The following is a 24,639-nucleotide window of genomic DNA, read 5'->3' as shown; positions in this document are numbered from 1 at the left end:
GCACCCGGCAGGGACGCCGGGTGCTCAGGCATTAACCTTGTCTGCTGACAATTTTGATTTCGACCATGCCAATCCCGAGCTCGCGCGGTGAGTGGCCAAGAATATTTCCTTCATTGGTGGACTGCGGGTCTGGCGGCACAATCACCAGGGTATTGCTGCGCGATGGGTTGGCAAAATGCAGAGTGTGCGTGCTGACATCATTCCCAAGCGTCAGCGTCTGCTCCTCATCGCCCACGCGCACCGGCACTGGCTTATTCGCGTTAGGTCCATACGCTCTGGCTGTGATCACCAGGTCAAATTGCTCCGGCAGGGGATGGGTGTACTCAATTTTCACTTCGTTACCCAACTGCGCGTTTGACCAGCGTCCCCACGACTCCGGACGAGAGATGCCGCTAAACTGCTTCACTTCTTCAGGCGCGCCTGCCACGTTGAAGATGAAGCTGTCTGCTTTATAGCGAATGTCGTTGTCGACGATTTTCAGCATGTCGATGTTGTTCTGATAGCGTGTGGTATCAATCACCGTATCTTTAAAGGCGGTTTTGCCTTTCCACTGGGCTTTGTCCACATGCTGCACGGTTTGCTCCCCGCCAAGCTGCCCCTGAGAGACGCACCAGTCGGTCGACAGCGCCAGCGGCTGTGACCAGAGCTGACCCATTTTGTAACACCTGTCGATCCAGACAAAGTTATCGCGTGGGGCGAAATCGGCCAGCTGGAAACGCAGCGGTGCGGAATATTCACTTTCCGGTAGCGGTTCAACGCGACTGTCCGACACCCGTACCAGCAGCGGCAGACGGAAGTTACTGCCAGAGAAGGCAATCGTGTTTTTCTCCCGATCGATGGTGAAGTTTTTCATCTCTTTCGGGAAGTTCCACAGCCGGATGATGTCGGGCTTCCAGGCGAGGATTTTCTCCTTCATGTTGAGGAACACTTCCGACAGGGATTGCCCGGACAGCGTGCTGCGACCCAGGCCAATAAAGTTGTCGCCGCCCAGAATATCCAGCACGGTTGCGCCGTTATCCATGGAGTTGCGTTTGGTGGCGATCACCTCTTGTTGCGGCTGGTCGCCGCGCAGAACGAAGAACAGGTTGCTGCGATCCTGCTTGTTGAGCTGATCCCAGGCGCTGTTTTTCATCGCCAGATGGTCAGACGAGACGACGATGACGGTGTTTTTAAAATACGGCGAGGCTTTGATTTTCTCGACCAGCGCGGCGATATGCTCCTGGCTACAGGTCACGGCGCTAAAGGAGGCGTTGCTTTTGCCGTCCACGTCATAGCGTTTGCGTTTACAGGTGCGCGAGACGAAACCATCCGGATGGTGCGTATCTACCGTCAGCGCGAAGAGGGAAAAACGCTTCCCGGCGCGGGAAAGCGCCTCGAATTTCTTCCAGGTTTCGTCCAGTACCGTATCGTCATAGAAACCCCAGTCGTTGCGGTAGGTCGGGTCGGCAACCGTCGTCTTTAACTCTTCTGAGCCGTACAGGTGATCAAAACCGTGGGATTTCAGGAACACATCTTTTCCGGCAAAGCGCAGGTTTGCACCCTGCACGAAGTAGTTTTCGTAACCGGAATTTTTCAGTATATCGCCCAGGCAAATATTCTGCGGGAAGAACGTCGACATTGAGGCTGAAGCGTTACCTTCAAAAGGTGCGAACAGCGGGATACCGCACTGGGAAGCCACCATCCCGGCGATAGTGTAATCCGTGCCGGGCAACTGCATGGTGTGGCTGAAATCGAGACCTTCATCTTTCAGCGCCCCCAGGTCCGGGGTCAGGTTTGGGAACGCAGTGTTGTCGAAGTAGGTGCGCTCAAGGCTTTCACCGTAGATATAGACCAGGTTGAGTTTCGGGTTGGCGATCGTTTTCGATGGCTCTTTGTAGTACGCCACAAAGTCTGGATCGCCGTCACGCGACTGAGATTTCACCAGTTCGGTGATCTGATGAAACGCCGGGCTGGCGTCGACGGAGGCTAACGCCAGGAAAAGCGCCAGCAGGCTGTAACCATGATGGTGAGGAAGATGACGACGGCGACGCAGCACCCAGGCGAGTGCGCCAAAAATGGTTACCAGCGCCACAACCAGGCCCAGCCCCGGAAGAATGTACTTGCCCACTCCCGCGCCCGTCAGGCTGTTCGTCAGGGTATAAAGTACCGCATCGTTGATCCCGTCACCGGTGAAGTAATCGCTGGCGTATAAGGTAATGTTTAAAATAATAAAAAAGCCGAGTACGACCAGTGTGGCGATAAACCACCAGGTGTTACGGCCGGCTTTCCAGGCATAAACGCCCACAGAAGCCAGAAAAAGGACAAGAGACATGAATTCTGACAACAGCATATCCTCATGACGCCAGGTGCTTCGCTGGCTAACTGTTTATTTTTTGGGTTATACAATGTAATGGCGATGTCGTTTAGCTGCAATTTTAGTGTCACGAAAGTGTGCTGTTGTTAGGATTTGGTTTAGAAAATCGTTTTTATGAAGAAGGTCGCATCCTGACAAACGGACGCTGAGACGGTGGCAGGTTGGAAAAACGCTCGTTTCACGCCGCGATGCAAGACTATCGCATTAAACGCGGCGTGTTGTGGCAGAAAATGGGGGAAATCAGGAGATGAAATTAACGCCTTGTTTCAACACCAGATCGCAGGCTTTGGTTTTCACCTGTTTCGCCAGAGAAGAGTTGCCAAGGGTGCTCAGGTTAAGTTGCTGACCGTTTTGTGCGTTAAGCAGACCCTGAATGCCATCCATATAGCTGGTATCCGCTTTTTGCTCCTGAGTATCGAGACCCAGTTTACCCAGTACCTGGTTTTTCACGTTTTGCGCGTCGGTCACCGAGGCCAGCTTTTGCTTCGCGCAATATTCCAGAATCCCCGCCGCGTTGTTCATCGTGCCCGCGCTCAGGCTTTGGGAGCTGTTGCTTAGCAGGCTGGTGAGGGAAGAGGCGGAGAGCCCACCCTGAGTGCTGCTGCTCTCTTTGGTCAGCTCGTTTGCTGCGCTTGAGAGGGACTCCTGCCAGGACGCCGCTTGCGCTGCGCCGGTAACCAGCAGCGCGCCTAAAAAGGTGCTGATAAGGATCTGTTTTTTCATAATGGCTTTCTCAAAAATGTCCGTTTTGGGCCGGAAGGGGTTCCAGTATATACCTGTGTCCCGCTGGCGATTCCTGGAACTGTCTTAATACTCTTTGCCGGTAACGCGGCTGCGGTAACTGTCCCAGTCGAAGATGACATACAGACTGTTACCCAGCTTCATACGGTCCATGACGCGTTCGCCCAGTAAGCGGGTCATCTCGTCGATGTTGTGGTTTGTGAGCATGCCGGTGGGGCGTTTGGAGGAAGAACGGCGATCGACAATCTGATTGATGATGACCTTTTCATAACGGGATTCCGTCTGAACGCCAATCTCGTCGATGACCAGTAAATCGACATTACTCAGATCGTTAAGCAGCTGTTCTTCGCTGGTTTCGCGGTTGCTAAAGGTGTCTTTCATGGCGGACATGATATCGGCCACGGTGATAATGAGCACCGATTTACCGCGCAGAAGCAGTTCGTTACAGATGGCCGCGGCAAGATGGTTCTTCCCGGTGCCCGGTTTACCGCTAAAAATGAAGCTGGCGATATTACCGTCAAATTCATCCACGTACTGACGTGCGGCGGCGAGCGCGTTCATCTGCCCGCTGGTTTCAACTTTATAGTTATCAAACGAGCAGTTCTGATGCAGAGGGCGAATACCGGAGCGGTTAAACGTGCGCTGCATTTTCATCGCCCGGTTTTCGCGGGCGAGCGCGGCGGCACGGATTTTTCCTTGCTCTTTTTGCCACGCCAGCAGTTCTTCCCCCGTCGTGAAAGCGGGCTTCACGTTGGCTGGCATCATTTTTTGCAGACGTTTCATCAGGTCACCGACGTTCTTCATTTCGCACCTCGGAATCCACTGGGGATCTGTTTATCCGGTTCTGAAAACGCGTTGATATCGCGTTTTGGCTGGCCGTTATTGCTGGCGCGGGTTATCTGCAGATGACGCGCGAGCTTTTGCTGCCACTGAATATGGGTGAAAACTTTACCCTCTGCCTGCCACCAGGCCGTAAAGGCGGCGAGCTCTTCCGCGGTGGCCGGTTGGGTTAACGCAATGCCCCACAGCGCGGCCTGCCGTTGAAAATCGGCGTCGGGCTGCCAGCCCGCATACAGGGCAAATTTGCCCATCGGAACGGTCACCGGGGCGTTAACCGGTTCATCAAACAACTGGTTATCCAGCGTGACATCGCTCGCCGGGCGGGACAATTGCGCTTCAGTCTCCAGAAGCTGTGCCAGACGTTCCGGCGTGATTGCGTAAAACGCCGGCGCGTTGTCGGCAAAAACCGCAACCGTGCCGCCTTCGGCGTGAGTCAACACACCGCGTGGGTCGCGCATAAAGGCATCAATGCCAGCAATGCTGGTGGTCAGAATTCTGGAGGACATAACGCTTACTCTACTGATAACGACGGGCGTGATAAGGGCTTATGGTAGCACAGAGAGGGGGAAGGGAAGGAGGGGATTTCCCCGGTGGCGCTGCGCGTACCGGGGCTACAGTCATAGACCTGATAAGCACAGCGCCATCAGGCATTTATCACGCGATGATATTCAGGGTCACATCGATGTTGCCGCGGGTCGCGTTAGAGTAAGGGCAAACAATGTGCGCCGCATCGACCAGTTTTTTGGCTTCCGCCGGATCCATCCCTTCAACGTGGATGTTCAGTTTTGCTTCGATACCAAAACCGGTTGGCAACGGACCAATACCCACTTCGCCTTCAATAAAGGCTTCTTTAGGCAGGGCAAATTTGTCGCGAGCCGCGACAAACTTCATTGCGCCCAGGAAGCAGGCGGAGTAGCCAGCAGCAAACAGCTGCTCAGGGTTAGTCACTTCACCCCCCATGCCGCCCATCTCTTTTGGCACGCCCAGTTTGACATCCAGAACGCCATCGGAAGAGGTCGCGCGGCCGTCACGGCCCCCGGTGGCTTTTGCTTTGGCGGTATAAACAACTTTTTCTAAAGACATGGCAGGTTCCTCATCTTACTTTTATGTGTGCTATTAAATAGCGTGCGATATACATGGGTAAATAAATACGCGTAAAGTATAGCGTCACGCGCGTTGAATCTGTTGTCGCAAAACTTCCAGCTGCTGCTTGAGCGACAGCATGGTCTCGGTATCACACTGTGCCGCGCATCCCACCGCATGAGGGATCCCTGCGGCCTGCTGCTGTAGGTGACGTCCTGCATCAGTCAGGGTGACAGCGACCTGACGTTCGTCTTTACGCGAGCGGTGACGGTTGATGAGACCGGCGCTTTCCAGACGCTTCAGCAGCGGCGTCAGCGTTGCGGAATCAAGGAACAGCCGTTCACCGATGTCTGATACCGTCACGTCATCCTGCTCCCACAGCACCAGCATCACCAGATATTGCGGGTAAGTCAGGTTTAGCGGTGCCAGCAACTGCCGGTACAGCTTGTTAAGCGCCAGATTTGCCGAATAGAGGGCAAAGCAGAGCTGGTTATCCAGCAGGAGCGCAGCGGTCGTGTCGTTCGTTTTCGCGTTCATGAGATGAATATAGATAGCGTACGATTTAATTGCAAGCAATTTTATGGGCAGGTATATCGCAGCGCCACCTGAACGGCCATTTTACGGTAGTGCTGGCGCTGAGCCCGCTCGTCGGCACCCTCTTCAAACAGCAGGGTGAAGGTGTAGCTGTTGGCGACGTAGTGAAAGCTGAAGCTGCTTATCAGGCGGTGGAGATCGCGGGCGTCAACCGTCTGGCTGAACAGCAGTTTCTCTTTGCCGCGACGCAGGATCTCTTCCAGCAGGTCGAGCGCGCTGCGGTTAACCTGGCGCAGATAATTCGACTGCTGCATAAAGCGGCCACGCTGCATGTTTTCCATGCAAATGATACGGATGTAATCCGGATGGTCAGCATGATAGTCAAAGGTGGTTTCAACCAGGTGGACCAGCGCTTCGACGGGGGGCATATCCGCCAGGCTAAGCGCTTTTTCGCTGGCGCGAATTTCGGTGTAAACGTGTTCCAGCACCAGCAGATAAAGATTTTCTTTATTCTTAAAATGGTAAACCACCATGCGTTTGGTGGTGCCCGCTTTCTCCGCGATCTGCTCCATGCGGGCGCCGTTCAGTCCGTATTCGGCAAACAGCGCAATAGCGCTCTGAAAAATTTTCTCTTTCAGGCTGGACTCTTCGTTGTGCTCGGGGTGTTCGCTGCCAGGGTTAGCCACATCCTTTCCTTATTTTCACCAAACGGACCAGAAAGATTATCTCCACGGCAACGAAATAACACAAATATCAAACGCGCGGGCGTTTGCGGTACAGCCACAACCCGGGGATCGACAGCCCGATAGAGAGCGCACCGACAATGGACGACGCTTTAAGAAAGTTGCTCAGAAGAAGGATCATCTGCGGCTCGGTGTAGCCAAAATGGCTGATTTTCACCGCTGAAATCATTGCCGTATACGCCGATATGCCAGGAAACATCGGGATCACGGCGGCGACGGTGAAGACTTTAGGATGCGCCAGATACCAGCGCGACCATTGAATGCCGATGCTACCGACCAGCATAGAGGCCATAAATGTCGACCATTCGATATTAAAACCCGCCGCCATCATGGCCATTCGCGAGCCGTGACCAATCGCCCCCAACAGCGCACACCACGGCAGAGCACGTTGCGGAACGTTAAAGACCATCGCAAAGCCGACGGCAGGAATGGCGGCCAGGATCATATCCTGTGCCAGTGCCAGCAGAAAATCTATCACGCCCATCCGCGTAACCCCCAGAGAGTCATAGCCATGACCACGCCGATACAGGTTGCCAGCGTCAGCAGGCTGGCGATGGCCCAGCGTGCCAGACCGGTATTAATGTGCCCTTTAAACATATCGGCGACGGCGTTGATTAACGGAAAGCCCGGCACCAGCAAAAGCACGCTGGCCGCCATGGCAATCGTCGGGGTGTTGGCGAGCTGCGGCAGGCGCAGCAGCAGGCCTGAAACGGTAGTGGCGACAAACGCGGTAATGCAGAAATTAATTTGCGGGTGCAACTGCCGATGGGTCAGCAACTGGCGTACATACATGGCGATACTGCTGGCGAAAAAGGTGACCAGTGCGCCATCCCAGCCGCCTTTATTGAGCTTACAGAAACAGGCGCATGAGAGCCCGACCATCAGCACGACAAGCCAGCGCGGATAACGTAACGGTTTGATTTGGTTGAACCGTTTTTCAATCTCTTTGAGATCGAGAAGCTTATGCTCCGCAAGGATGACGATATGCTGCACTTCGGTCACAACGTGCATGTTAATGCCACGGTCCTGGTTTTTACGGGTGGAGGTCAGGCACTGACCGTCCTTGATCGTGGTCAGCACAATGGCGTTGGAAGAGATGGCGCTTTCCACGCTGTCCATCCCCAGCGCCAGCCCCAGCCGGGTTGAAAGTTCCTCAACCAGCGCGCTTTCCGCGCCGTGCTGGAGCAGAAAAAGACCGCACTGAATACAGAGCCGCGTGATAGCACGCTGCGTTGACCATTCTGCCTGCATGTCGTGTCCTGAAGAGAAGGTGAAGAGTAGCCGCGTGGCCCGTAGTGCCTACTTTTAGCACAAAATGCAGTGGCAGTTGCTGTGGGTCAGATCAAGGTTTATGCAAACAGTTGCAGCCTGGCTGACGAAAGACGTTGGGATTAATTTATCAATTCGGTGAATTATTGGTTTGGAAATATAGAATATTTGTATTTAGTTATTCTAATTTTATATTGTCGATATTTTAATGATTGTCGAATTAAATTTATTGTCGCTTTGTGAGATATTAGTGCAGTTTTAGGCATTTCTTAAACTTAAAACATTTCTCATCTTCTGCTTGTATTAATCAGTTTTACACTCAGGGACGAAAATACGTATAACTTGATGCGTTTTAACGTTACTTATCAAATGAAAATGGACACGGAGGGTCTATGTTGTCATTGCACGGTAAGCATGGCGTTGTCATTAGCCGGATACCCGTAATGCAAAATGGGTTAGGGGATGTGGTGACACGTCATTTTCCCGATTTTGAATTGACCTATTGCCGCTCACTGCAGGAGTTAACCCTGCTTCAGTTACGCCGCGCAGATGCGATTATTGCCGATGTTTCAGGCGAATACAGGAACCCGCGGGGTGCGCTCGAAGAGTATTACCGCTTATTGAATCAGTACAGGGATATCCACTGGATCTTTTTGGTTTCCCGGCCATTTTATCCTATTGCCGTTGAGCTGCTTATGCGCCCGGAAACCACGTTGCTTTCTGATATGGAACCTATCGAAGGTGTCGTGAACGCTATCCGGGCAGGAAGTGAACGCGCAGAGCGGATTAGCCAGACGTTATTAACTCCCGAATCTCAGGAAGGCGAAGAGGAAGACGAACACGTCATTGCGCTTACAAATTCTGAGCGCAAGGTACTTCGTCTGTTAGGTAAAGGGTGGGGGATTAACCAAATCGCTACGTTGCTTAAGAAGAGCAATAAAACGATCAGTGCGCAGAAAAACAGTGCGATGCGAAGGCTGTCATTACGGAGTAATGCCGATATGTACGCCTGGATCAACAGTACACAGGGAATGAGAGAGCTGAATCTCATGTCAGCCTATGGAGAGTTCGAGGAATGGAAAAAACCGATTCAACACGACATATCGCCATCATCGAAAATTGCACGATGAGTGCCATTGGGCTGCAGCATCTTTTTGCGCAGTCCGAACTCAGTCAATATCAGCTGCACCTGTTCAATGATTTCGATGGCTTTAAGAAGGCGCTTTATCACGTTAATTTTTTCTCGCTGATCTATTCCCTTTCCGATGCGCGAGAAGCACGTCGCAACTGCCTGGCACACCTGAGGGATCTCGCGTTTACGCATAGCCATATTCAGCGCATTATACTGGTATCTGATGAGATGGAGGCGCGGCTGATTAGCCATCTTTCCCCTTCTCGTCTTCATGGTGTGGTCAGTAAATCAGTGACGCTTGAACACCTGCGGAAAGAATTCATGGTGCTGTTGAGCGAAACGCTGCGCATAAACGACAATATGCTTAATCACTGGTACTGCAGCCAGAACCGGATGTTAAGCCCGACGGAGAGGGCAATATTGCGTTATATGTCGTGCGGCTATTCCATCCCTGAAATCGCGGCGCAGCTTAAGCGCAATATCAAGACTATCCGCGCACATAAGTTTAATGCGATGGTGAAGCTGGGGGTGAATTCTGACGTCGGGTTGCTCGATGCCGCGGATATTCTTACGCATTTGCCGGTAAGAGAAACGCGTAGTGTGGGGTTAAACAAACCGACATTTTTGTAACCTGCCTTTTGCGCCAGAGATCTTCTGGCGCATCAATCAGATGCACACATCGACCCACTTTGCGGATGTCAGCTCTGCCATTCTGTCCGGAGAAATACGCACAGCACTATGGATTGCGCCAGCGGCAGGAAGCACTTCCGCGTACTGTTTTAGAGAGATATCACAGTAAACCGCGAGCGGGTTTTCCAGCCCGAACGGGCAGACGCCGCCAACGGGATGGCCCGTCACGGTGACCACTTCATCACTGCTGAGCATGCGCGCTTTTGCGCCAAAGGTGTCTTTCAGTTTTTTGTTATCCAGACGCGCATCACCCTTCGCAACGACCAGTATCACCTCATTTTTAACCTTCAAAGATAAGGTTTTGGCGATTTGTCCCGGTTCCACACGATGGGCGGCAGCAGCCAGCGCAACGGTAGCCGTACTCTGGCTAAGTTCTATAACTTCTATCTCCGGCGCGTTGTCGGCAAAAAACTGCTGTACGGACTGCAAACTCATTATTTCCTCCTGACAAATAACCTGCGTAATCTGTCATAAGAATTTATGCTCTGTAAATATCTCTTAAGTAACAAATATCCCGGATGGCTGATTTCTGGATCCCCTTCACAATCACAGAAACCGGTTACAGTAACCGGTTGCAGAGCGTGATGCGTAGATTAATACTGAGTATGTAACGTCCCTGTATCCAATAATAAGAGCCAATTATGAAACCATTTCGTCTGAGCAGTACCGCGGGTACACAAGCCAGCAAGGTTGTGAAGCTGAGTTATGGAACAACGTGCGGCGCGAGCGCGTCCGTTATAAACGTCTGACAGGAGAGCTGCCATGTCTGCCAACCATGCTGCGTTTAATCTGATATTCCGTTTCGTTGAAAATTACGTTAGCCCGATTGCCGGGCGCATCTCTTCTCAACGTCATGTGATGGCTATCCGTGATGGCTTCATCTCCGCGATGCCGTTTATGATTGTGGGTTCATTTTTATTAGTGTTCGCTTACCCGCCGTTTTCGCCTGATACCACCTGGAGTTTCGCACGCGCCTGGCTGGATATGGCGAAACAATTTGAAGGCCAGATCCTCACGCCGTTTGATATGACGATGGGGATTATGTCCATTTATATTTGCGCGGCCATTGCCTATAACCTGGGCAAACACTATGTCAAAACGCACCAGCTCGATCCGTTTATGTGTGCCATGCTGTCGCTCATGGCATTTTTGCTGGTCGCGGCACCGAAAACCAAAGGCACACTTCCTGTCGATAGCCTCGGTGGAACCGGTATTTTCACCGCCATTCTGGTCGCGATTTACTGCGTTGAGATGATGCGTTTCCTCAAGGCGCATAACATCGGTATTCGCCTGCCAGACCAGGTACCGCCGATGATCAAAAACTCCTTTGACCTGCTGATCCCGGTGCTGGTGGTGGTGTTAACGCTCTATCCGCTGAGCCTGGTGATTCAGTCTCAGTTTGACATGCTGATCCCGCAGGCGATTATGTCGATCTTTAAACCCCTGGTTTCCGCGGCAGACTCACTGCCTGCGATTCTGCTGGCGGTACTGATTGGGCATTTGCTGTGGTTCGCCGGGATCCACGGCGCGGCCATTGTCTCCGGGATGCTGCAGATGTTCTGGCTGACAAACCTTGGGGCCAACCAGACCGCACTGGCCGCCGGTCAGCCTTTGCCACATATTTTTATGGAAGCCTTCTGGACGTTCTTCATCGTGATCGGTGGGTCGGGTGCGACGATGGGGCTGGTGATTTGCTATCTGCGTAGCCGCTCGGCGCATTTACGTTCTATCGGGCGTTTGAGCGTGGTGCCCAGCTTCTTTAACATCAACGAACCCGTTATCTTCGGCACGCCGATTGTGATGAATCCGGTGTTCTTTATACCGTTCCTGCTGGCCCCCATGGTTAACGCCGTCCTGGCCTGGGCCGCGATGACCTTTGATTTGATTGGCCGCGTCATTTCCGTCGTACCCTGGACAGCACCGGCGCCGATAGGCGCAGCATGGGCCCTGGGCTGGGATTTCCGTGCAGCTATTCTGGTTGTCGTTCTGGCCTGCGTATCGGCCATCATCTACTACCCGTTCTTTAAAGTTTACGAGAAACAACTGCTGGAGCAGGAAGCTGAAGAAGCGCAGCGTAATGCGGAAGAGGATAATCAGCAGGTGGCCTAGGTAAAAGCAAAACGGCAACTTTCAGGTTGCCGTTTTTAGTGTTTGTTCCCTCTCCCCGTGGGAGAGGGGCAGGGTGAGGGCATCAGGCCGCACCCAATTACTTCAGCGTACAATCCCCGCACTGCTTAACGTCCGGCAGGCGATAGCGCTGGCAGCAGGTGCGGCGCACCAGGAGTCCGTCACGGAGTACAACGGTACGAAAGAGCGGGTTATCGCGGCCGTCTGAAAGCTGTTTTGCAAAGAAACAGGACTGACGCAGTGCATCAACGTTCTCATCACCAAGCAGCGGTTTCATTTCCGTTAAATACCAGTGGATTAAATATCCGGTATTACTCCAGATAAGCTTTCCGTTGATCTCCCCCGTCGCTTCAAGCGCATCCACCACCGGGATCAAGGCCTGAATGACAAGTTGCTCCAGTCGTTCCTGGGCAGAGAGGTGTGCCGCGTTCAGGTCCTCGTGCAGATCGATCCAGAAACAGGCCGCTCGACCGGTTTCGTGGAACTCGACATGGAAATGTTCCGGGGAGAGCGCCAGCATGCTTTTCTGGGTTAACACCGCCAGCATGAGCGGAGGTACCATCAGCCCGATATACCATTGCGCCCACAGGGAAAGCAAAGGCTTATTTTCTCGCGTCAGGGCTGGCTGATTGCGATAGATATGGTCGGAATAGGTGGCAAGCAGCGACTGAAGCGTAGAGGGTTGTCGCCACTCCGCGAGGGTCATGGCGTGGTGCGGGGGCGCTTCATCAAGCCGGATAAAGTCCAGCAGGTGAGCGCGTGTTTCCGCAATCTTATCCCGTATGGCATCCGCAAGCGACGCATTCCCGTTGGTGAGGGGCGCTCGCCAGAGAAGGGGTTCAACAATGTGTGCGGTATGCGTAGCCATAGTTGAGATAGGAATCTAAATGATAATGATTGCCAATCCTAACTATTGCTTATACCAATGGCAAGACTTTTGTCCTGATTCAACGCCGACCCGTCTACGCGGTTTGCAGCTCTTCGCTCAGAAGAATGTTGTTACGTCCCAGATGCTTTGCTTCATAGAGCGCTCTGTCTGCTCTCTCCAGCGCGCCTTCGACATCTTCATTTTCAAAAATGGCAATACCGATGCTGATGGTGACATTGGTGGCGACGCTTTCGTTGAAGAGATGCGGGATTTTCAAATCGTAGACTTTCTGCCGGATCCGTTCTGCCGTATGACGGGCGTGTTCAAGTGAAATATTCGTCAGCAGCACCATAAACTCTTCCCCGCCGAAACGCGCCACAATGTCACGCGAACGCACGGCGTCGCGGATTGCTGCAGAAACACGTTTTAGGGCCTGGTCACCCATCATATGGCCGTAGTGGTCGTTATAGGCTTTGAAGTGGTCGATATCCATCAGCAGAACAAAGTGTTCACCGTTTTCCACCGCTGGCAGGTTCTCCAGGCGGCTCTGAAGGCCGCGCCGATTATAGAGGCCGGTAAGCGGATCCATCATACTGAGATCGGTAAGGGTCTCCCGTTCTTCCAGCAGCCGGGAAAGCAGTTCCTGCGCAAAGCGATCGTTGCGTCTTTGCAAAATGTTATGAATAGCGATGGCCACCACAGGAAGTGCGAAAGAATAGGTCATTCTCAGCCACATCTCTGGATCGCTTAACCACAGACAGACAATAAACGCGGGGAGTGAATGCAGAGTAAATGCTTTGATATTACTGGCGAATGCCAGCGTTCCGATAAAAAGCACCGTTAATAGGGCGATTAACAAATACGTCGCCTGGTTATGGGTAATTAGCGAAAATTTCGAATCAATTTGCCATGCCCACAAAATACCGAAGATCCCTGAAACAACAGGAATATTTATCTTTCGCGCACACTTTTTCCAGTGCCAGACGAACAGGCCGGTGCTGATGGAAAAAATAGCAATCAGCGGGGCGGAAAACACGCGCACGGAATAGAGCGGATTTGTTACCGAGAACACCGCTGAGGTTGCATTCAGAAATAAAAATAAACGTAACGATAATTGATATTTTCGTTGAACCAAAGACCGCCAGGATTGTGATGTCATAGTCGTGCGTTTTTATTAAAATTTAATTAAAACAGATAAATAGGCGTTGTTTCGCAATAAAATATGCAAAAAACTCAAAGAGTAATTATAAGAAAAACTTTATGTGTAGTTAACAGGTGAGCAATTTATCACCTTAGGCTATTCCTGTCATTCTACATAGCGGTAAAGGTCGAACTTTTTTGATTGTCTGCGCTGACAAATGATAATCTTTATCATATGATATTATTTATCATTATCGTTATGAAAGGGCGATGCATGTTGAACAGGGTGCTGGGAAGTGCATGGGGGGTACTGCTGCCGGGCGTCGTGCTTGGCGGTTTGATGTTCGCCGATCTCTCCATTGATGTCTGGAAGACCATTCTTGTGTCGGGATTGCTGGTGACTTCATGCATGATCTGGCATAAGCAACTACGTCACTTTGTTTTACTGCCATCCGGTATGGCACTGATCGGTGGAATTCTGGTAATACTGATGAGTTTGAAATAACAGGGAAAAATAAGAGGTACAACAGAAGGGATGCAAGATAATTGGTGCGAGGGGGGGGACTCGAACCCCCACATCCGTAAGGACACTAACACCTGAAGCTAGCGCGTCTACCAATTCCGCCACCTTCGCACAGTTATCTTACTGGTTTGATATCGCCTCGTTGGTGCGAGGGGGGGGACTCGAACCCCCACATCCTAAGGACACTAACACCTGAAGCTAGCGCGTCTACCAATTCCGCCACCTTCGCCCAGTGCGAGCAATATCAACGTGATTTATGGTGCGAGGGGGGGGACTCGAACCCCCACATCCGTAAGGACACTAACACCTGAAGCTAGCGCGTCTACCAATTCCGCCACCTTCGCATACCATCGATACTGTAAAAGTATCGTAACCACGGAGGCGCATTCTAGATGTTTTCAGCTTTACGTCAACAGAAAAGTGCGCACGATTTATTGATCGCTGCAAAAATGGTCGGGAGCGAGGTGCCTGTTTGCCGGATAGCGCGTGCGCTTATCTGGCAAACAGAACGGGAGATTACTTTTTGGCCTGACGCGTCATCACGGTGCGATACACCTTAAAGCGGCCGGTCTGGGCGATCACTTCGTGGAAGCCAAAGGTTTCATCCAGCACTTTCGGATACGCCAGGAAGGCGTTCGCGACGATACGCAGTTCACCGCCGCTGTTGAGGTGACGGGTCGCACCACGAATCAGCGCTTGCGCCGCTTCGAGGCTGGTCTCCATACCGTCGTGGAACGGCGGGTTAGAGATGATCATGTCAAAGCGGCCGGTCACGTCAGAGAAGACGTTGCTGGCAATAACATCGCCTTCAATGCCGTTTGCCGCAAGCGTTGCACGGCTGGCTTCTACCGCCGGGGCGCTCACATCACACAGGGTTAAACGGACTTTAGGCGAATGGCTGGCAAGCACCGTTGAAAGTACGCCCGCGCCGCAGCCCACGTCCAGCACTTTGCCTTTGGTGTGTGGTGTCAGGGTAGAAAGCAGCAGCTTGCTGCCGGTATCCAGCGCATCACGGCTGAACACGCCCGGCAGGGTTTTGATGGTCAGGCCGTCAAGCTGATACTCGTCCCAGTAGGTGTTAGCATCGAATTCTGTCTGTTTTTCCAGACGACCATGGTACAGACCGCAGCGACGCGCGCTGTCGACTTTATTCAGTGGCGCATAGCCTTCCAGCATCTGTTCAGCACTGCGCACGCCGCTGCGGTTCTCACCGACAACGAAAATGTCGCAACCCACCGGCAGCAGGGAGAGCAGGTTCATCAGCTGGAACTGGGCTTCCGGCTTGTTCTTCGGCCAGTAGTAGATCAGCGTATCGCAGTCAGCAATATCGCGCTGCTCCGCCACCAGGCTAAAGCGCGCGCGCTCGCCCATCTGTCGGCTCAGGACCTGCCAGTGGTGGTAGTATTGGGTATGGGCACGGCTTTCAGCACAGTCGAAACGCGCAGGCAGGTCATCCTGCATATCTCCGGCAAACAGAATACGGCTTTCTTCGAAATCATCACTGTGACGCAGCAAGACTTCACTTGCCGGGGTAAATGCAGACATGAATTGTTCCTCAATAAACTCAGGCGGGGATTATAGTAGGTAGATGGCGCACTTTCGACACATTTGCTATATTTGCGCGCCTGAGAGACAGGAGTTTTCGCTATGACATCCCGACGAGACTGGCAGTTGCAGCAGCTGGGCATCACCCAGTGGGCCTTGCGTCGCCCGACGGCGTTGCAGGGCGAAATCGCTATCTCCATCCCGGCGCACGTCAGGCTGGTGATGGTGGCGGAAGAACTGCCTGCCCTGAATGAACCCCTGATTGGTGATGTCCTTCGCAGCCTGAAGCTGACTTCCGACCAGGTTTTACAGCTGACGCCGGAACGGGTGGCAATGCTTCCTCCTGAGAGTCGGTGTAACAGCTGGCGCATCGGAGAGACGACCGACATCTCTCTTCAGGGGAGTCAGATCTGCTCGCCAGCGCTGGACGAACTGAAAGCCAACCCAAAAGCGCGCAGCGCGCTATGGCAACAAATCTGCGAATATGAACACGATTTCTTCCCTCACGACGCCTGACCTGACCACCGCGTTCGCGATTGAAACACGCGCCCACGCGTTTCCGTGGAGCGAAAAAACGTTCGCCAGCAACCAGGGCGATCGGTACCTCAACTACCGGCTGGACGTTGACGGCACTTTGGCGGCGTTTGCCATAACGCAGGTCGTCCTTGATGAGGCGACGCTGTTTAACATCGCGGTTGACCCTGCGTTTCAGCGCCGGGGACTGGGAAGAGAACTGCTTGAGCATCTCATTCGTGAGCTCGAAACCCGTGACGTTTTTACCCTCTGGCTGGAGGTGCGCGCGTCGAATGTCGCCGCCATCGCGCTCTATGAAAGCTTAGGCTTTAACGAGGCGACAATCCGCCGTAACTACTACCCCACCGCAGAGGGACGTGAAGACGCCATTATTATGGCTCTGCCAATTGGATAACAAAGATAAGGTTGTAACGATGAAATGGGACTGGATTTTCTTTGATGCCGACGAAACGCTATTTACCTTTGACGCGTTCGGCGGCCTACAGCGGATGTTTCTCGACTATAGCGTGACCTTCACCGCTGAAGATTTTCAGGACTATCAGGCGGTGAACAAGCCGCTGTGGGTGGATTATCAGAACGGCGCCATCACCGCGTTACAACTCCAGCACCAGCGTTTTGACGCGTGGGCGGAACGCTTAAACGTCAGTCCGGGCTCGCTGAACGAAGCTTTTCTCAATGCGATGGCAGAGATTTGCTCCCCACTGCCGGGCGCGGTTTCCCTGCTGGATTCTCTCAAAGGTAAAGCGAAGCTTGGGATCATCACCAACGGCTTTACCGCGCTGCAGCAGATCCGCCTTGAACGCACCGGCCTGCGCGATCATTTTGACGCGCTGGTGATCTCCGAAGAGGTGGGTGTGCCGAAGCCGGATCCGCGAATTTTTGATTATGCCCTGGCGCAAGCCGGAAATCCTGACCGCGACCGCGTGCTGATGGTAGGGGATACCGCAGAGTCTGATATTCTGGGGGGTATGAACTCCGGTCTGTCGACTGTCTGGCTGAATGCGCATGGCCGCGTGAAGCCTGAAGGCATTGAGCCGACCTGGACCGTCACGTCGTTGAACGAACTGGAGCAACTCCTGTGTAAACAATGATTGCCTGCCCCCCATTGATGGGTAAAATAGCCGCAATTTTGTATTCCATGACGCGTGGCGTGCTGCCGCGCTTATAAAAGAAGATTTAATTATGACGTTGTCTCCTTATCTGCAAGAGGTGGCCAAGCGCCGTACTTTTGCCATTATCTCGCACCCGGATGCCGGTAAAACGACCATCACCGAGAAGGTGTTGCTGTTCGGACAGGCGATCCAGACTGCGGGTACCGTTAAAGGCCGTGGCTCCAGCCAGCATGCGAAATCAGACTGGATGGAGATGGAAAAGCAGCGTGGTATTTCGATTACCACCTCCGTGATGCAGTTCCCGTATCACGACTGCCTGGTGAACCTGCTGGACACCCCGGGCCACGAAGACTTCTCCGAAGATACCTACCGTACACTGACGGCAGTGGACTGCTGCCTGATGGTGATCGACGCCGCGAAAGGGGTAGAAGATCGTACCCGTAAGCTGATGGAAGTTACCCGTCTGCGCGATACGCCGATCCTCACCTTTATGAACAAACTCGACCGTGACATCCGTGACCCGATGGAGTTAATGGATGAAGTGGAAAACGAGCTGAAGATCGCCTGTGCGCCAATCACCTGGCCTATTGGCTGCGGTAAGCTGTTTAAAGGGGTGTATCACCTCTATAAAGACGAAACTTACCTGTATCAAACCGGTAAAGGCCACACCATTCAGGAAGTGCGCATTGTGAAAGGTCTGGACAACCCGGATCTGGACGCCGCGGTCGGTGAAGAGCTTGCCGCGCAGCTGCGCGATGAGCTGGAGCTGGTGAAAGGTGCCTCGCATGAGTTCGACAAAGAACTGTTCCTGAGCGGTGAAATTACCCCGGTGTTCTTTGGTACCGCGCTCGGTAACTTTGGCGTAGACCATATGCTCGACGGTCTGGTGGAGTGGGCGCCACAGCCGATGCCACGCAAAACCGATACCCGTGAAGTGGAAGCGAAAGAAGAGAAATTCACCGGCTTCGTCTTCAAGATTCAGGCTAACATGGACCCGAAACACCGTGACCGCGTCGCCTTTATGCGCGTAGTGTCCGGTAAGTATGAAAAGGGCATGAAGCTGCGCCAGGTGCGTATTGGTAAAGATGTGGTGATCTCCGACGCGCTGACCTTTATGGCGGGTGACCGCTCGCACGTTGAAGAAGCGTATCCGGGTGACATCATCGGTCTGCACAACCACGGTACGATCCAGATCGGCGATACGTTCACTCAGGGTGAAATGATGAAGTTCACGGGTATCCCGAACTTCGCCCCTGAGCTGTTCCGTCGTATTCGCCTGCGCGATCCACTGAAGCAGAAACAGCTGCTGAAAGGTCTGGTTCAGCTCTCTGAAGAGGGGGCGGTGCAGGTCTTCCGTCCTATCGCCAACAACGATCTGATCGTCGGTGCGGTCGGCGTACTGCAGTTCGACGTTGTCGTTGCGCGTCTGAAAAGCGAATACAACGTGGAAGCGATTTACGAATCGGTGAACGTGGCGACGGCGCGCTGGGTTGAGTGTTCTGACGTGAAGAAATTCGAAGAATTTAAGCGTAAGAACGAAGTACAACTGGCGCTGGATGGCGGCGATAACCTGACCTATATTGCCCCAACCATGGTGAACCTGAACCTGACGCAGGAGCGTTATCCTGACGTTCAGTTCCGCAAAACGCGCGAACACTAATTCCCTCTCAGAGCACGGCACTCGCCGTGCTCTTCTTTATTTCCTGTCTTATTAGTCCCTTGCGGAATGTTCTTAATTCACTGCGTTTTCACGTATTTTGCCTATTTTTTGCCCAAATCTGAAAGCGGCATTGTGAGAGTGATCTATATTTAACTCAGTGTTTAGCACCGGGCGTGGATAAATTAACTGTTCAATGCATGGCTTTAGGTTATCCATTTCGCCCGTGTGTTTATTCGCAATATATAAAACTACTAAGGAAGTATGTAGCCCGAATAACGGGTCAACACAGGAATACATCGATGAATATGACAAGACTGAAGATTTCTAAAACTCTGCTGGCTGTAACACTGGGTAGCGTTCTGGTTAGCGGTTCCGCTCTGGCGGAAAGCAGCACCATGGATAAAGCACAGTCCACGGCCGATAGCGCAGGGCAAAAAATCGATAGCTCTATGAATAAAGTCGGTAATTTCATGGACGACAGCTCTATCACAGCAAAAGTGAAAGCCGCACTGGTGGATGACGAAGCGATCAAGAGCACCGATATTTCCGTTAAAACCGACAAGAAAGTCGTGACCCTGAGTGGCTTTGTGGAAAGCCAGGCCCAGGCCGAACAGGCAGTCAAAGTGGCGAAGGGTGTTGAGGGTGTCACCTCCGTGAGCGATAAACTGCACGTTCGCGACAGCAAAGACGCTTCAGTGAAAGGTTATGCCGGGGATGCGGCAACCACCAGCGAAATCAAAGCTAAACTGTTAGCAGATGACATCGTACCGTCCCGTAAGGTGAAAGTGGAAACCACCGATGGCGTTGTTCAGCTTTCCGGTACGGTTGATTCCCAGGCGCAAAGTGAACGCGCCGAGTCAATTGCGAAAGCGATTGATGGTGTGAAAAGCGTTAAAAACGATCTGAAAACGAAGTAAATCTGGACCAGTCGCCCGCCAGGCTCAACCCTGCGGGCGAAATAAGAACGACTCTGGAAAAACGCCGGTGAGTGACCTGAGCGCTCACGTTTAGCGGCCGACATTAACTATGGTAAAGGAGAAGCTTATGTTTCGTTGGGGCATTATATTTCTGGTTATCGCGTTAATTGCCGCCGCATTGGGCTTTGGTGGACTGGCAGGTACAGCGGCATGGGCAGCTAAAATTGTCTTTGTTGTGGGTATTATTCTGTTCCTGGTCAGCCTGTTTACAGGGCGTCGACGTCCATAGCAAACGCAATATTCCATCAACAAAATAAAGCCAGTCACTGCGACTGGCTTTTTCTTATTTGCGTTACAGGTTGGGTGCGTTACTGTGGTGTTATAAAATAATCAAAACAGGAAAGCAGAGGTGGGGCAACGAATTCCCGTTACGCTCGGCAATATTGCGCCGCTGACGTTAAAACCGTTTCGCGCGGGTCAACTCGCACTGGTCTGTGAGGGCGGTGGGCAGCGCGGCATTTTCACCGCTGGCGTGCTGGATGAGTTTATGCGCGCGCAGTTCAACCCGTTTGATCTCTACTTTGGCACGTCTGCCGGGGCGCAGAATCTCTCAGCCTATGTCTGCAACCAGCCTGGCTACGCGCGAAAAGTGATTATGCGCTACACCACGGCGAAAGAATTTTTTAACCCGGTGCGCTTTGTGCGCGGCGGCAACCTGATCGATCTCGACTGGCTGCTGGAGTCGACCTCCAGCCAGATGCCGCTGGCAATGGACACGGCGGCCCGTCTGTTTGATAGCGGAAAAGAGTTTTGGATGTGCGCCAGTCGGGGGGATGACTATTCCCCGGGCTATTTCTCTCCGCAGAAGGAGAACTGGCTGGACATCATCCGCGCCTCCAGCGCCATTCCCGGTTTTTATCGTACCGGCGCCCTGCTGGACGGCATCAGCTATCTGGACGGCGGGATCAGTGACGCGGTACCGGTGCAGGAAGCCGCCCGTCGCGGTGCGAAAACGATCGTGGTGATCCGTACCGTGCCGTCGCAAATGTACTATACACCGCAGTGGTTTAAGCGGATGGAGCGCTGGTTGGGTGACAGCAGCCTGCAACCGCTGGTGAACATCGCGAAGCAGCATGAAACCACCTACGGCGCGATGCAGCGTTTCATTGAAAAACCGCCGGGTAAGCTGCGAATTTTCGAAATCTATCCTCCTAAGCCATTGATCAGCATGGCGCTGGGCAGCCGCGTCCCTGCGCTGCGCATGGATTACAAAACGGGGCGGCTGTGCGGACGCTACTTCCTGGCGACGGTCGGTAAGATGCTGGCGGAGCAACCGCCTCTGCATCGGCATAAACCCATCATTACGCCCCCTGCAATTGTCGCCAACGACGCCCTGACGATGCCGCTGGTGGACATTCCACAGGCGAATGACGCTTTATTAGATAACGAGGATCTGGCGTGACGCACCGCTTTGTTGATACCCACTGCCACTTTGATTTTCCGCCGTTTACGGGAGATGAGGCGCAAAGTATTGCGAAAGCCGCTCAGGCAGGCGTTCAGGCGATCGTTGTACCGTCGGTAGAAGCGGCTGATTTTTCGCGTGTGCTGACGCTCTCCACGCGTTACCCCGCTCTCTATGCTGCGCTCGGCCTGCATCCGATAGTGATTGAGCGCCACCTTGATGAGCATATTGAGGTACTTGATGAAGCCCTGCAGACCGCAGGAGACAAACTTGTCGCTATCGGCGAGATCGGGCTCGATCTCTATCGTGAGGATCCTCAGTTTGAACGCCAGCAGACGATCCTCGACGCGCAGCTTCGGCTGGCTAAGCGTCACGACCTGCCGGTGATCCTCCATTCAAGACGCACGCACGATAAGCTGGCGTTGCATCTGAAACGCATCGATCTACCGCGTAGCGGCGTGGTGCACGGTTTTTCCGGCAGCCTGCAGCAGGCGCAGCGTTTTATCGAACTGGGCTATAAAATTGGCGTGGGGGGCACCATTACCTATCCGCGTGCCAGTAAAACCCGCGATGTGATGGCACAGTTGCCACTCTCTGCGCTGCTACTGGAAACGGATGCCCCGGATATGCCGCTGAGTGGTTTTCAGGGCCAGCCGAATCGTCCGGAGCAGGCGGCGCGCGTGTTTACCACCCTGTGTGAGCTGCGAACGGAGCCTGAAGAGGTGATTGCCGATGCGTTACTGGAAAATACCCGTGCGGTATTTGGCATCACGCTATAGGTAAAGCGCCGGACGAATCACCGTTATCTTCTGTTTTTCCAGTGCCTGCGCCAGCGGTTCAATGTCCTCCGGCTTGGCGCTGCGCCATGACGCCGCCTCTCCGTAAACCCCATGCGCATGAAACGCGTTAATACGCACCGGAACATTCCCAAGCCCGCGGATAAACGTGGTCAGCGGCTTAAGATGTTCCAGATAATCGCACTGCCCCGGGATAACCAGCAAGCGCAGTTCCGTCAAACGGTGGCGATCGGCAAGCCAGCGAATGCTCTGTTTAATCAGCGGGTTTTCGCGCCCGGTCAGGAAACGGTGATGCGTGTTTCCCCATGCCTTGAGATCCAGCATCGCCCCATCCAGTACCGGCAGCAGTTTCTCCCAGCCGGTTTCGCTTAGCAGCCCGTTGCTATCCACCAGGCAGGTTAAATGCTGCAGTTCAGGATCGGTTTTGATTGCGCTAAAAAGGGCGATTAAAAACGGCAGCTGTGTTGTGGCCTCGCCGCCGCTCACGGTAACGCCCTCAATAAAGGGGGCAGCTTTTCGGATCTGCGTGAGGATCTCCTCCACGCTCAGGCGGTGCGCCATGGGCGTGGACTGTTGCGGGCAAAGATGAAGGCAGGTATCACACTGCTGGCAATTACTCTCCTGCCACCATACGCGTCCGGCCTGAATGTTGAGTGCATCATGAGGGCAGTGGGGCACGCAGTCGCCGCAGTCGTTGCAGCGCCCGATGGTCCATGGGTTGTGGCAGGTTTTACAGCGCAGGTTGCAGCCCTGCAGGAACAGGGCCAGGCGACTGCCCGGCCCGTCCACGCAGGAAAAAGGAATGACCTGACTAACTAAAGCGCATCTGTTGTTCATGGCTTATCACGCGCGGCTGACGTTCCAGGATGCGGGTATTGCGTGCGGCTTCTTCGCCAAGCCAGGTCGTATTGGTGCGCGAACCGGCTTCGCGGAATTTTTCCAGGTCCGACAGGCGCACCATGTAGCCCGTCACGCGGACCAGATCGTTACCCGCAACGTTGGCGGTGAACTCCCGCATACCGGCCCTGAACGCGCCCAGGCAAAGCTGCACTATCGCCTGTGGGTTGCGTTTTACCGTCTCATCCAGCGTTAAAATATCGCTGATACCGGAGTGATAATGTCTGTGGTGTGGCGCAACGGCCAGCAGATGGCTGATGGGATCCGGTTCGTCACCATAAGGCAGACGCGCGCCTGGCGTGGTGCCTGAATCAGAGCTGATGCCCGACTGCGCATGGAGCATGGCGCGCTGTTTCCAGCCGTGCTTCACCGGCGTGTTTTCTACAAACGCCGCAAGCTGTTCGCTGATGCGATAGCCCAGCGCGTTAGCCTGCTCGTCTTTGCCATAGCGACCGTTGATTCCGTCCTTCTCACAGAGCGTGTTTACCGCTTCCGCCAGGCCGTACATGCCAAACATCGGCACAAAACGTCCGGCATCAATCAGCCCCTCTTTTACCAGGAAGCTATTCTCAAAGAAGCCTGATTGTTGATAGAGAAAATCACAGCGGGCATCAATGATGGCGATTTGCTGCTGACAGTAGTGCGGAAGCGTACGGTTGAAGAAGTCGTCAACGGAGGTGCTGTGCTCCGCAATGGCTTTGAGGTTAAGGCGCACCAGGGTGCTGCCACCGCCAGCCAGCGGCAGGGAGTTGTAACAGCTCACCACGCCAAAACGGCCTTTTGTGAAAATTTTATCATTCACGGGGCCGTTTGAAATATGCGGTTTACTGCATTCGCAAATGTTTTTTGCCACCTCAAGCAGCAAATCGTCCGGGGTGATTTCAGGATCGTAAATAAAGGTCAGATTCGGCGCGACCTGCTTAAGCTCTGCATCTGCACGTAGAATGGCGCGGATGATGGGGCCGTCAGCGGGCCCGATGTTTGCGTGCATAAACGCATCAGGGAGCGTTCTGTCGAGATAGCGCCAGAAACGTTTTATTCGGCTATCGATTTCTTCTTGTGTTAGAATTCTAACATATGGATTCAGTATCGCATCAAGCTGCCCCAGATAGACCGGCATAGATGTCACTGAAGGAACATGATGGTAGAGAATGGTTAATAGCGAGAGGGCATCATCCAGATCCTTTGCCCCTTCCAGCTCCAGCCATTCAGAACCGTTAGCCAGGAATTTTTCATAATCCGGCAGGACGTAGCGCGGTTTGTAAGGCGCATGGCCTTCGAACATGTCGCAGATAAATCCCTCGTCCAGCGCGGCGCGGGCGGCTTCAGGAAGTGCCGGATAAGGCAGGTTGTTTTCCGCTTCCAGCGCCAGAAAATGACGTTTTTGTTCCGGGGTTAACACCGGGCTTGTCACAATGTGCTGGCAACGTTGTTGCAGGGTATCTGGCATGTTCGCTTCCTTGAGTGTTCTGCTGATGATGAACAAATTGTAGAAAGCCAGCCTGTTGGGGCTTTTGATCCCACAGGGGGTATCGCGGCTTTAGTCAGCAATAAGTGCGCTAAAGTTTGAAGAAGATCTCATTACAGTAATGCAAATTTGTACGCAGTTTTCATTAACTGTGATGAATGTCGAAGTGTGGATGCGGGTGGATGTTAAAATACTCACAGACCC

The 24,639-nt window shown here is 53.2% G+C and carries 27 protein-coding genes and 3 tRNA genes; 12 read left to right on the top strand and 18 right to left on the bottom strand.

Annotated elements, in window-relative coordinates; genetic code table 11:
* Positions 1-31 precede the first annotated feature (31 nt).
* The 9 genes from opgB to ACOTY9_RS15750 form a co-directional block, all read right to left on the bottom strand.
* The gene (gene opgB / locus ACOTY9_RS15790; RefSeq protein WP_180253674.1) at positions 32-2,323 is read right to left on the bottom strand and encodes a phosphatidylglycerol--membrane-oligosaccharide glycerophosphotransferase; all 2,292 of its coding nucleotides are present in this window, start codon (positions 2,321-2,323) and stop codon (positions 32-34) included.
* A 270-nt stretch (positions 2,324-2,593) separates the two neighbouring features.
* Positions 2,594-3,076, bottom strand: coding sequence for a DUF2501 domain-containing protein (locus ACOTY9_RS15785; protein ID WP_014882431.1), 483 nt, complete (start codon positions 3,074-3,076; stop codon positions 2,594-2,596).
* Positions 3,077-3,160: 84 nt separating this feature from the next.
* On the bottom strand, positions 3,161-3,898 hold the full coding sequence (gene dnaC, locus ACOTY9_RS15780) for a DNA replication protein DnaC (protein WP_014882432.1): 738 nt from the start codon (positions 3,896-3,898) through the stop codon (positions 3,161-3,163).
* Positions 3,895-4,440, bottom strand: a complete 546-nt coding sequence (gene dnaT / locus ACOTY9_RS15775; protein WP_045268921.1) for a primosomal protein DnaT — start codon at positions 4,438-4,440, stop codon at positions 3,895-3,897. Before dnaT ends, dnaC begins: the two co-directional genes overlap by 4 nt.
* Positions 4,441-4,588: 148 nt before the next feature.
* Complete coding sequence (locus ACOTY9_RS15770; protein ID WP_010427173.1) at positions 4,589-5,017, bottom strand: organic hydroperoxide resistance protein; 429 nt, start codon at positions 5,015-5,017, stop codon at positions 4,589-4,591.
* 84 nt (positions 5,018-5,101) lie between these two features.
* A complete protein-coding gene (locus ACOTY9_RS15765; RefSeq protein WP_014882434.1) occupies positions 5,102-5,554 on the bottom strand; it encodes a MarR family winged helix-turn-helix transcriptional regulator in 453 nt (150 codons plus the stop codon).
* A 41-nt stretch (positions 5,555-5,595) separates the two neighbouring features.
* Entirely contained in the window at positions 5,596-6,237 is a 642-nt protein-coding gene (locus ACOTY9_RS15760) for a TetR family transcriptional regulator (RefSeq protein WP_023331963.1), read from the bottom strand.
* Positions 6,238-6,304: 67 nt separating this feature from the next.
* Entirely contained in the window at positions 6,305-6,778 is a 474-nt protein-coding gene (locus tag ACOTY9_RS15755) for a threonine/serine exporter (protein ID WP_014882436.1), read from the bottom strand.
* Entirely contained in the window at positions 6,769-7,545 is a 777-nt protein-coding gene (locus tag ACOTY9_RS15750; protein WP_348565794.1) for a threonine/serine exporter ThrE family protein, read from the bottom strand. Before ACOTY9_RS15750 ends, ACOTY9_RS15755 begins: the two co-directional genes overlap by 10 nt.
* A gap of 410 nt (positions 7,546-7,955) precedes the next feature.
* Here ACOTY9_RS15750 and ACOTY9_RS15745 point away from each other — a divergent pair, with 410 nt between their 5' ends.
* Complete coding sequence (locus tag ACOTY9_RS15745; RefSeq protein ID WP_421637380.1) at positions 7,956-8,693, top strand: helix-turn-helix transcriptional regulator; 738 nt, start codon at positions 7,956-7,958, stop codon at positions 8,691-8,693.
* Entirely contained in the window at positions 8,690-9,325 is a 636-nt protein-coding gene (gene bglJ / locus ACOTY9_RS15740) for a DNA-binding transcriptional activator BglJ (RefSeq protein WP_014882439.1), read from the top strand. The genes ACOTY9_RS15745 and bglJ overlap by 4 nt, the downstream gene beginning before the upstream one ends.
* A 36-nt stretch (positions 9,326-9,361) precedes the next feature.
* Here bglJ and ACOTY9_RS15735 read toward each other — a convergent pair whose 3' ends face one another.
* Positions 9,362-9,820 carry a YbaK/EbsC family protein gene (locus tag ACOTY9_RS15735; protein ID WP_023331967.1) on the bottom strand — a complete coding sequence of 153 codons (459 nt, stop codon included), beginning with the start codon at positions 9,818-9,820 and terminating at the stop codon, positions 9,362-9,364.
* 327 nt (positions 9,821-10,147) lie between these two features.
* Between ACOTY9_RS15735 and ACOTY9_RS15730 the strand changes: the two genes are divergently transcribed.
* A complete protein-coding gene (locus tag ACOTY9_RS15730) occupies positions 10,148-11,494 on the top strand; it encodes a PTS sugar transporter subunit IIC (protein WP_032637558.1) in 1,347 nt (448 codons plus the stop codon).
* A 97-nt stretch (positions 11,495-11,591) separates the two neighbouring features.
* Here the strand turns inward: ACOTY9_RS15730 and fhuF are convergent, their stop codons facing one another.
* Entirely contained in the window at positions 11,592-12,380 is a 789-nt protein-coding gene (gene fhuF / locus ACOTY9_RS15725) for a siderophore-iron reductase FhuF (protein WP_117580866.1), read from the bottom strand.
* A gap of 94 nt (positions 12,381-12,474) precedes the next feature.
* Entirely contained in the window at positions 12,475-13,539 is a 1,065-nt protein-coding gene (locus tag ACOTY9_RS15720) for a GGDEF domain-containing protein (RefSeq protein WP_023339001.1), read from the bottom strand.
* Positions 13,540-13,755: 216 nt separating this feature from the next.
* Here ACOTY9_RS15720 and ACOTY9_RS15715 point away from each other — a divergent pair, with 216 nt between their 5' ends.
* Complete coding sequence (locus ACOTY9_RS15715) at positions 13,756-14,025, top strand: DUF1435 domain-containing protein (protein ID WP_032637555.1); 270 nt, start codon at positions 13,756-13,758, stop codon at positions 14,023-14,025.
* A 42-nt stretch (positions 14,026-14,067) separates the two neighbouring features.
* Here the strand turns inward: ACOTY9_RS15715 and ACOTY9_RS15710 are convergent.
* From ACOTY9_RS15710 to rsmC, 4 genes are all read right to left on the bottom strand, one after another.
* Positions 14,068-14,154: transfer RNA gene (locus tag ACOTY9_RS15710), tRNA-Leu, on the bottom strand.
* A 32-nt stretch (positions 14,155-14,186) separates the two neighbouring features.
* Positions 14,187-14,272: transfer RNA gene (locus ACOTY9_RS15705), tRNA-Leu, on the bottom strand.
* A 28-nt stretch (positions 14,273-14,300) separates the two neighbouring features.
* A tRNA-Leu gene (locus tag ACOTY9_RS15700) sits at positions 14,301-14,387 on the bottom strand.
* 172 nt (positions 14,388-14,559) lie between these two features.
* The gene (rsmC, locus tag ACOTY9_RS15695) at positions 14,560-15,588 is read right to left on the bottom strand and encodes a 16S rRNA (guanine(1207)-N(2))-methyltransferase RsmC (protein WP_014882445.1); all 1,029 of its coding nucleotides are present in this window, start codon (positions 15,586-15,588) and stop codon (positions 14,560-14,562) included.
* A 102-nt stretch (positions 15,589-15,690) separates the two neighbouring features.
* Between rsmC and ACOTY9_RS15690 the strand changes: the two genes are divergently transcribed.
* From ACOTY9_RS15690 to ACOTY9_RS15655, 8 genes are all read left to right on the top strand, one after another.
* Positions 15,691-16,104, top strand: coding sequence for a DNA polymerase III subunit psi (locus ACOTY9_RS15690; RefSeq protein WP_014882446.1), 414 nt, complete (start codon positions 15,691-15,693; stop codon positions 16,102-16,104).
* A complete protein-coding gene (rimI, locus tag ACOTY9_RS15685; protein WP_421637379.1) occupies positions 16,073-16,516 on the top strand; it encodes a ribosomal protein S18-alanine N-acetyltransferase in 444 nt (147 codons plus the stop codon). Before ACOTY9_RS15690 ends, rimI begins: the two co-directional genes overlap by 32 nt.
* A 19-nt stretch (positions 16,517-16,535) precedes the next feature.
* Complete coding sequence (gene yjjG / locus ACOTY9_RS15680) at positions 16,536-17,213, top strand: pyrimidine 5'-nucleotidase (RefSeq protein ID WP_014882448.1); 678 nt, start codon at positions 16,536-16,538, stop codon at positions 17,211-17,213.
* Positions 17,214-17,304: 91 nt separating this feature from the next.
* A complete protein-coding gene (prfC, locus tag ACOTY9_RS15675) occupies positions 17,305-18,894 on the top strand; it encodes a peptide chain release factor 3 (protein WP_008502076.1) in 1,590 nt (529 codons plus the stop codon).
* A 299-nt stretch (positions 18,895-19,193) separates the two neighbouring features.
* Positions 19,194-19,811 (top strand): molecular chaperone OsmY, encoded by a 618-nt coding sequence (gene osmY / locus ACOTY9_RS15670; RefSeq protein ID WP_023332031.1) that lies wholly within the window; start codon positions 19,194-19,196, stop codon positions 19,809-19,811.
* 127 nt (positions 19,812-19,938) lie between these two features.
* Positions 19,939-20,100 (top strand): DUF1328 domain-containing protein, encoded by a 162-nt coding sequence (locus ACOTY9_RS15665; protein WP_003856556.1) that lies wholly within the window; start codon positions 19,939-19,941, stop codon positions 20,098-20,100.
* A gap of 120 nt (positions 20,101-20,220) precedes the next feature.
* Positions 20,221-21,273: a patatin-like phospholipase family protein gene (locus tag ACOTY9_RS15660; protein ID WP_045134351.1), complete on the top strand. Its 1,053-nt coding sequence runs from the start codon at positions 20,221-20,223 to the stop codon at positions 21,271-21,273.
* A complete protein-coding gene (locus ACOTY9_RS15655) occupies positions 21,270-22,052 on the top strand; it encodes a TatD family hydrolase (RefSeq protein ID WP_348565791.1) in 783 nt (260 codons plus the stop codon). Before ACOTY9_RS15660 ends, ACOTY9_RS15655 begins: the two co-directional genes overlap by 4 nt.
* Here the strand turns inward: ACOTY9_RS15655 and ACOTY9_RS15650 are convergent.
* On the bottom strand, positions 22,047-22,907 hold the full coding sequence (locus ACOTY9_RS15650; RefSeq protein WP_047344056.1) for a YjjW family glycine radical enzyme activase: 861 nt from the start codon (positions 22,905-22,907) through the stop codon (positions 22,047-22,049). The genes ACOTY9_RS15655 and ACOTY9_RS15650 overlap by 6 nt on opposite strands.
* The gene (locus tag ACOTY9_RS15645; protein ID WP_023332034.1) at positions 22,882-24,417 is read right to left on the bottom strand and encodes a YjjI family glycine radical enzyme; all 1,536 of its coding nucleotides are present in this window, start codon (positions 24,415-24,417) and stop codon (positions 22,882-22,884) included. The genes ACOTY9_RS15650 and ACOTY9_RS15645 overlap by 26 nt, the downstream gene beginning before the upstream one ends.
* Between the last annotated feature and the right edge of the window lie 222 nt (positions 24,418-24,639).

The organism is Enterobacter cloacae complex sp. SHL012, assembly GCF_049237505.1.
Classification (GTDB): Bacteria; Pseudomonadota; Gammaproteobacteria; order Enterobacterales; family Enterobacteriaceae; genus Enterobacter; species Enterobacter kobei.
This window is presented reverse-complemented; position numbering and strand designations above follow the sequence as displayed.

What these genes read in the sequence shown, in the direction of transcription:
- ACOTY9_RS15715 (WP_032637555.1), top strand. Translation starts at nt 13,756, where the DNA reads ATGATATTATTTATCATTATCGTTATGAAAGGGCGATGCATGTTGAAC.
- dnaC (WP_014882432.1), bottom strand. Translation starts at nt 3,898, where the DNA reads ATGAAGAACGTCGGTGACCTGATGAAACGTCTGCAAAAAATGATGCCA.
- ACOTY9_RS15750 (WP_348565794.1), bottom strand. Translation starts at nt 7,545, where the DNA reads ATGCAGGCAGAATGGTCAACGCAGCGTGCTATCACGCGGCTCTGTATT.
- osmY (WP_023332031.1), top strand. Translation starts at nt 19,194, where the DNA reads ATGAATATGACAAGACTGAAGATTTCTAAAACTCTGCTGGCTGTAACA.
- ACOTY9_RS15665 (WP_003856556.1), top strand. Translation starts at nt 19,939, where the DNA reads ATGTTTCGTTGGGGCATTATATTTCTGGTTATCGCGTTAATTGCCGCC.
- ACOTY9_RS15720 (WP_023339001.1), bottom strand. Translation starts at nt 13,539, where the DNA reads ATGACATCACAATCCTGGCGGTCTTTGGTTCAACGAAAATATCAATTA.
- ACOTY9_RS15755 (WP_014882436.1), bottom strand. Translation starts at nt 6,778, where the DNA reads ATGGGCGTGATAGATTTTCTGCTGGCACTGGCACAGGATATGATCCTG.
- yjjG (WP_014882448.1), top strand. Translation starts at nt 16,536, where the DNA reads ATGAAATGGGACTGGATTTTCTTTGATGCCGACGAAACGCTATTTACC.
- rimI (WP_421637379.1), top strand. Translation starts at nt 16,073, where the DNA reads ATGAACACGATTTCTTCCCTCACGACGCCTGACCTGACCACCGCGTTC.
- ACOTY9_RS15745 (WP_421637380.1), top strand. Translation starts at nt 7,956, where the DNA reads ATGTTGTCATTGCACGGTAAGCATGGCGTTGTCATTAGCCGGATACCC.
- bglJ (WP_014882439.1), top strand. Translation starts at nt 8,690, where the DNA reads ATGAGTGCCATTGGGCTGCAGCATCTTTTTGCGCAGTCCGAACTCAGT.
- rsmC (WP_014882445.1), bottom strand. Translation starts at nt 15,588, where the DNA reads ATGTCTGCATTTACCCCGGCAAGTGAAGTCTTGCTGCGTCACAGTGAT.
- dnaT (WP_045268921.1), bottom strand. Translation starts at nt 4,440, where the DNA reads ATGTCCTCCAGAATTCTGACCACCAGCATTGCTGGCATTGATGCCTTT.
- ACOTY9_RS15730 (WP_032637558.1), top strand. Translation starts at nt 10,148, where the DNA reads ATGTCTGCCAACCATGCTGCGTTTAATCTGATATTCCGTTTCGTTGAA.
- ACOTY9_RS15645 (WP_023332034.1), bottom strand. Translation starts at nt 24,417, where the DNA reads ATGCCAGATACCCTGCAACAACGTTGCCAGCACATTGTGACAAGCCCG.
- ACOTY9_RS15690 (WP_014882446.1), top strand. Translation starts at nt 15,691, where the DNA reads ATGACATCCCGACGAGACTGGCAGTTGCAGCAGCTGGGCATCACCCAG.
- ACOTY9_RS15785 (WP_014882431.1), bottom strand. Translation starts at nt 3,076, where the DNA reads ATGAAAAAACAGATCCTTATCAGCACCTTTTTAGGCGCGCTGCTGGTT.
- ACOTY9_RS15735 (WP_023331967.1), bottom strand. Translation starts at nt 9,820, where the DNA reads ATGAGTTTGCAGTCCGTACAGCAGTTTTTTGCCGACAACGCGCCGGAG.
- fhuF (WP_117580866.1), bottom strand. Translation starts at nt 12,380, where the DNA reads ATGGCTACGCATACCGCACACATTGTTGAACCCCTTCTCTGGCGAGCG.
- ACOTY9_RS15650 (WP_047344056.1), bottom strand. Translation starts at nt 22,907, where the DNA reads ATGAACAACAGATGCGCTTTAGTTAGTCAGGTCATTCCTTTTTCCTGC.
- ACOTY9_RS15765 (WP_014882434.1), bottom strand. Translation starts at nt 5,554, where the DNA reads ATGAACGCGAAAACGAACGACACGACCGCTGCGCTCCTGCTGGATAAC.
- prfC (WP_008502076.1), top strand. Translation starts at nt 17,305, where the DNA reads ATGACGTTGTCTCCTTATCTGCAAGAGGTGGCCAAGCGCCGTACTTTT.
- ACOTY9_RS15770 (WP_010427173.1), bottom strand. Translation starts at nt 5,017, where the DNA reads ATGTCTTTAGAAAAAGTTGTTTATACCGCCAAAGCAAAAGCCACCGGG.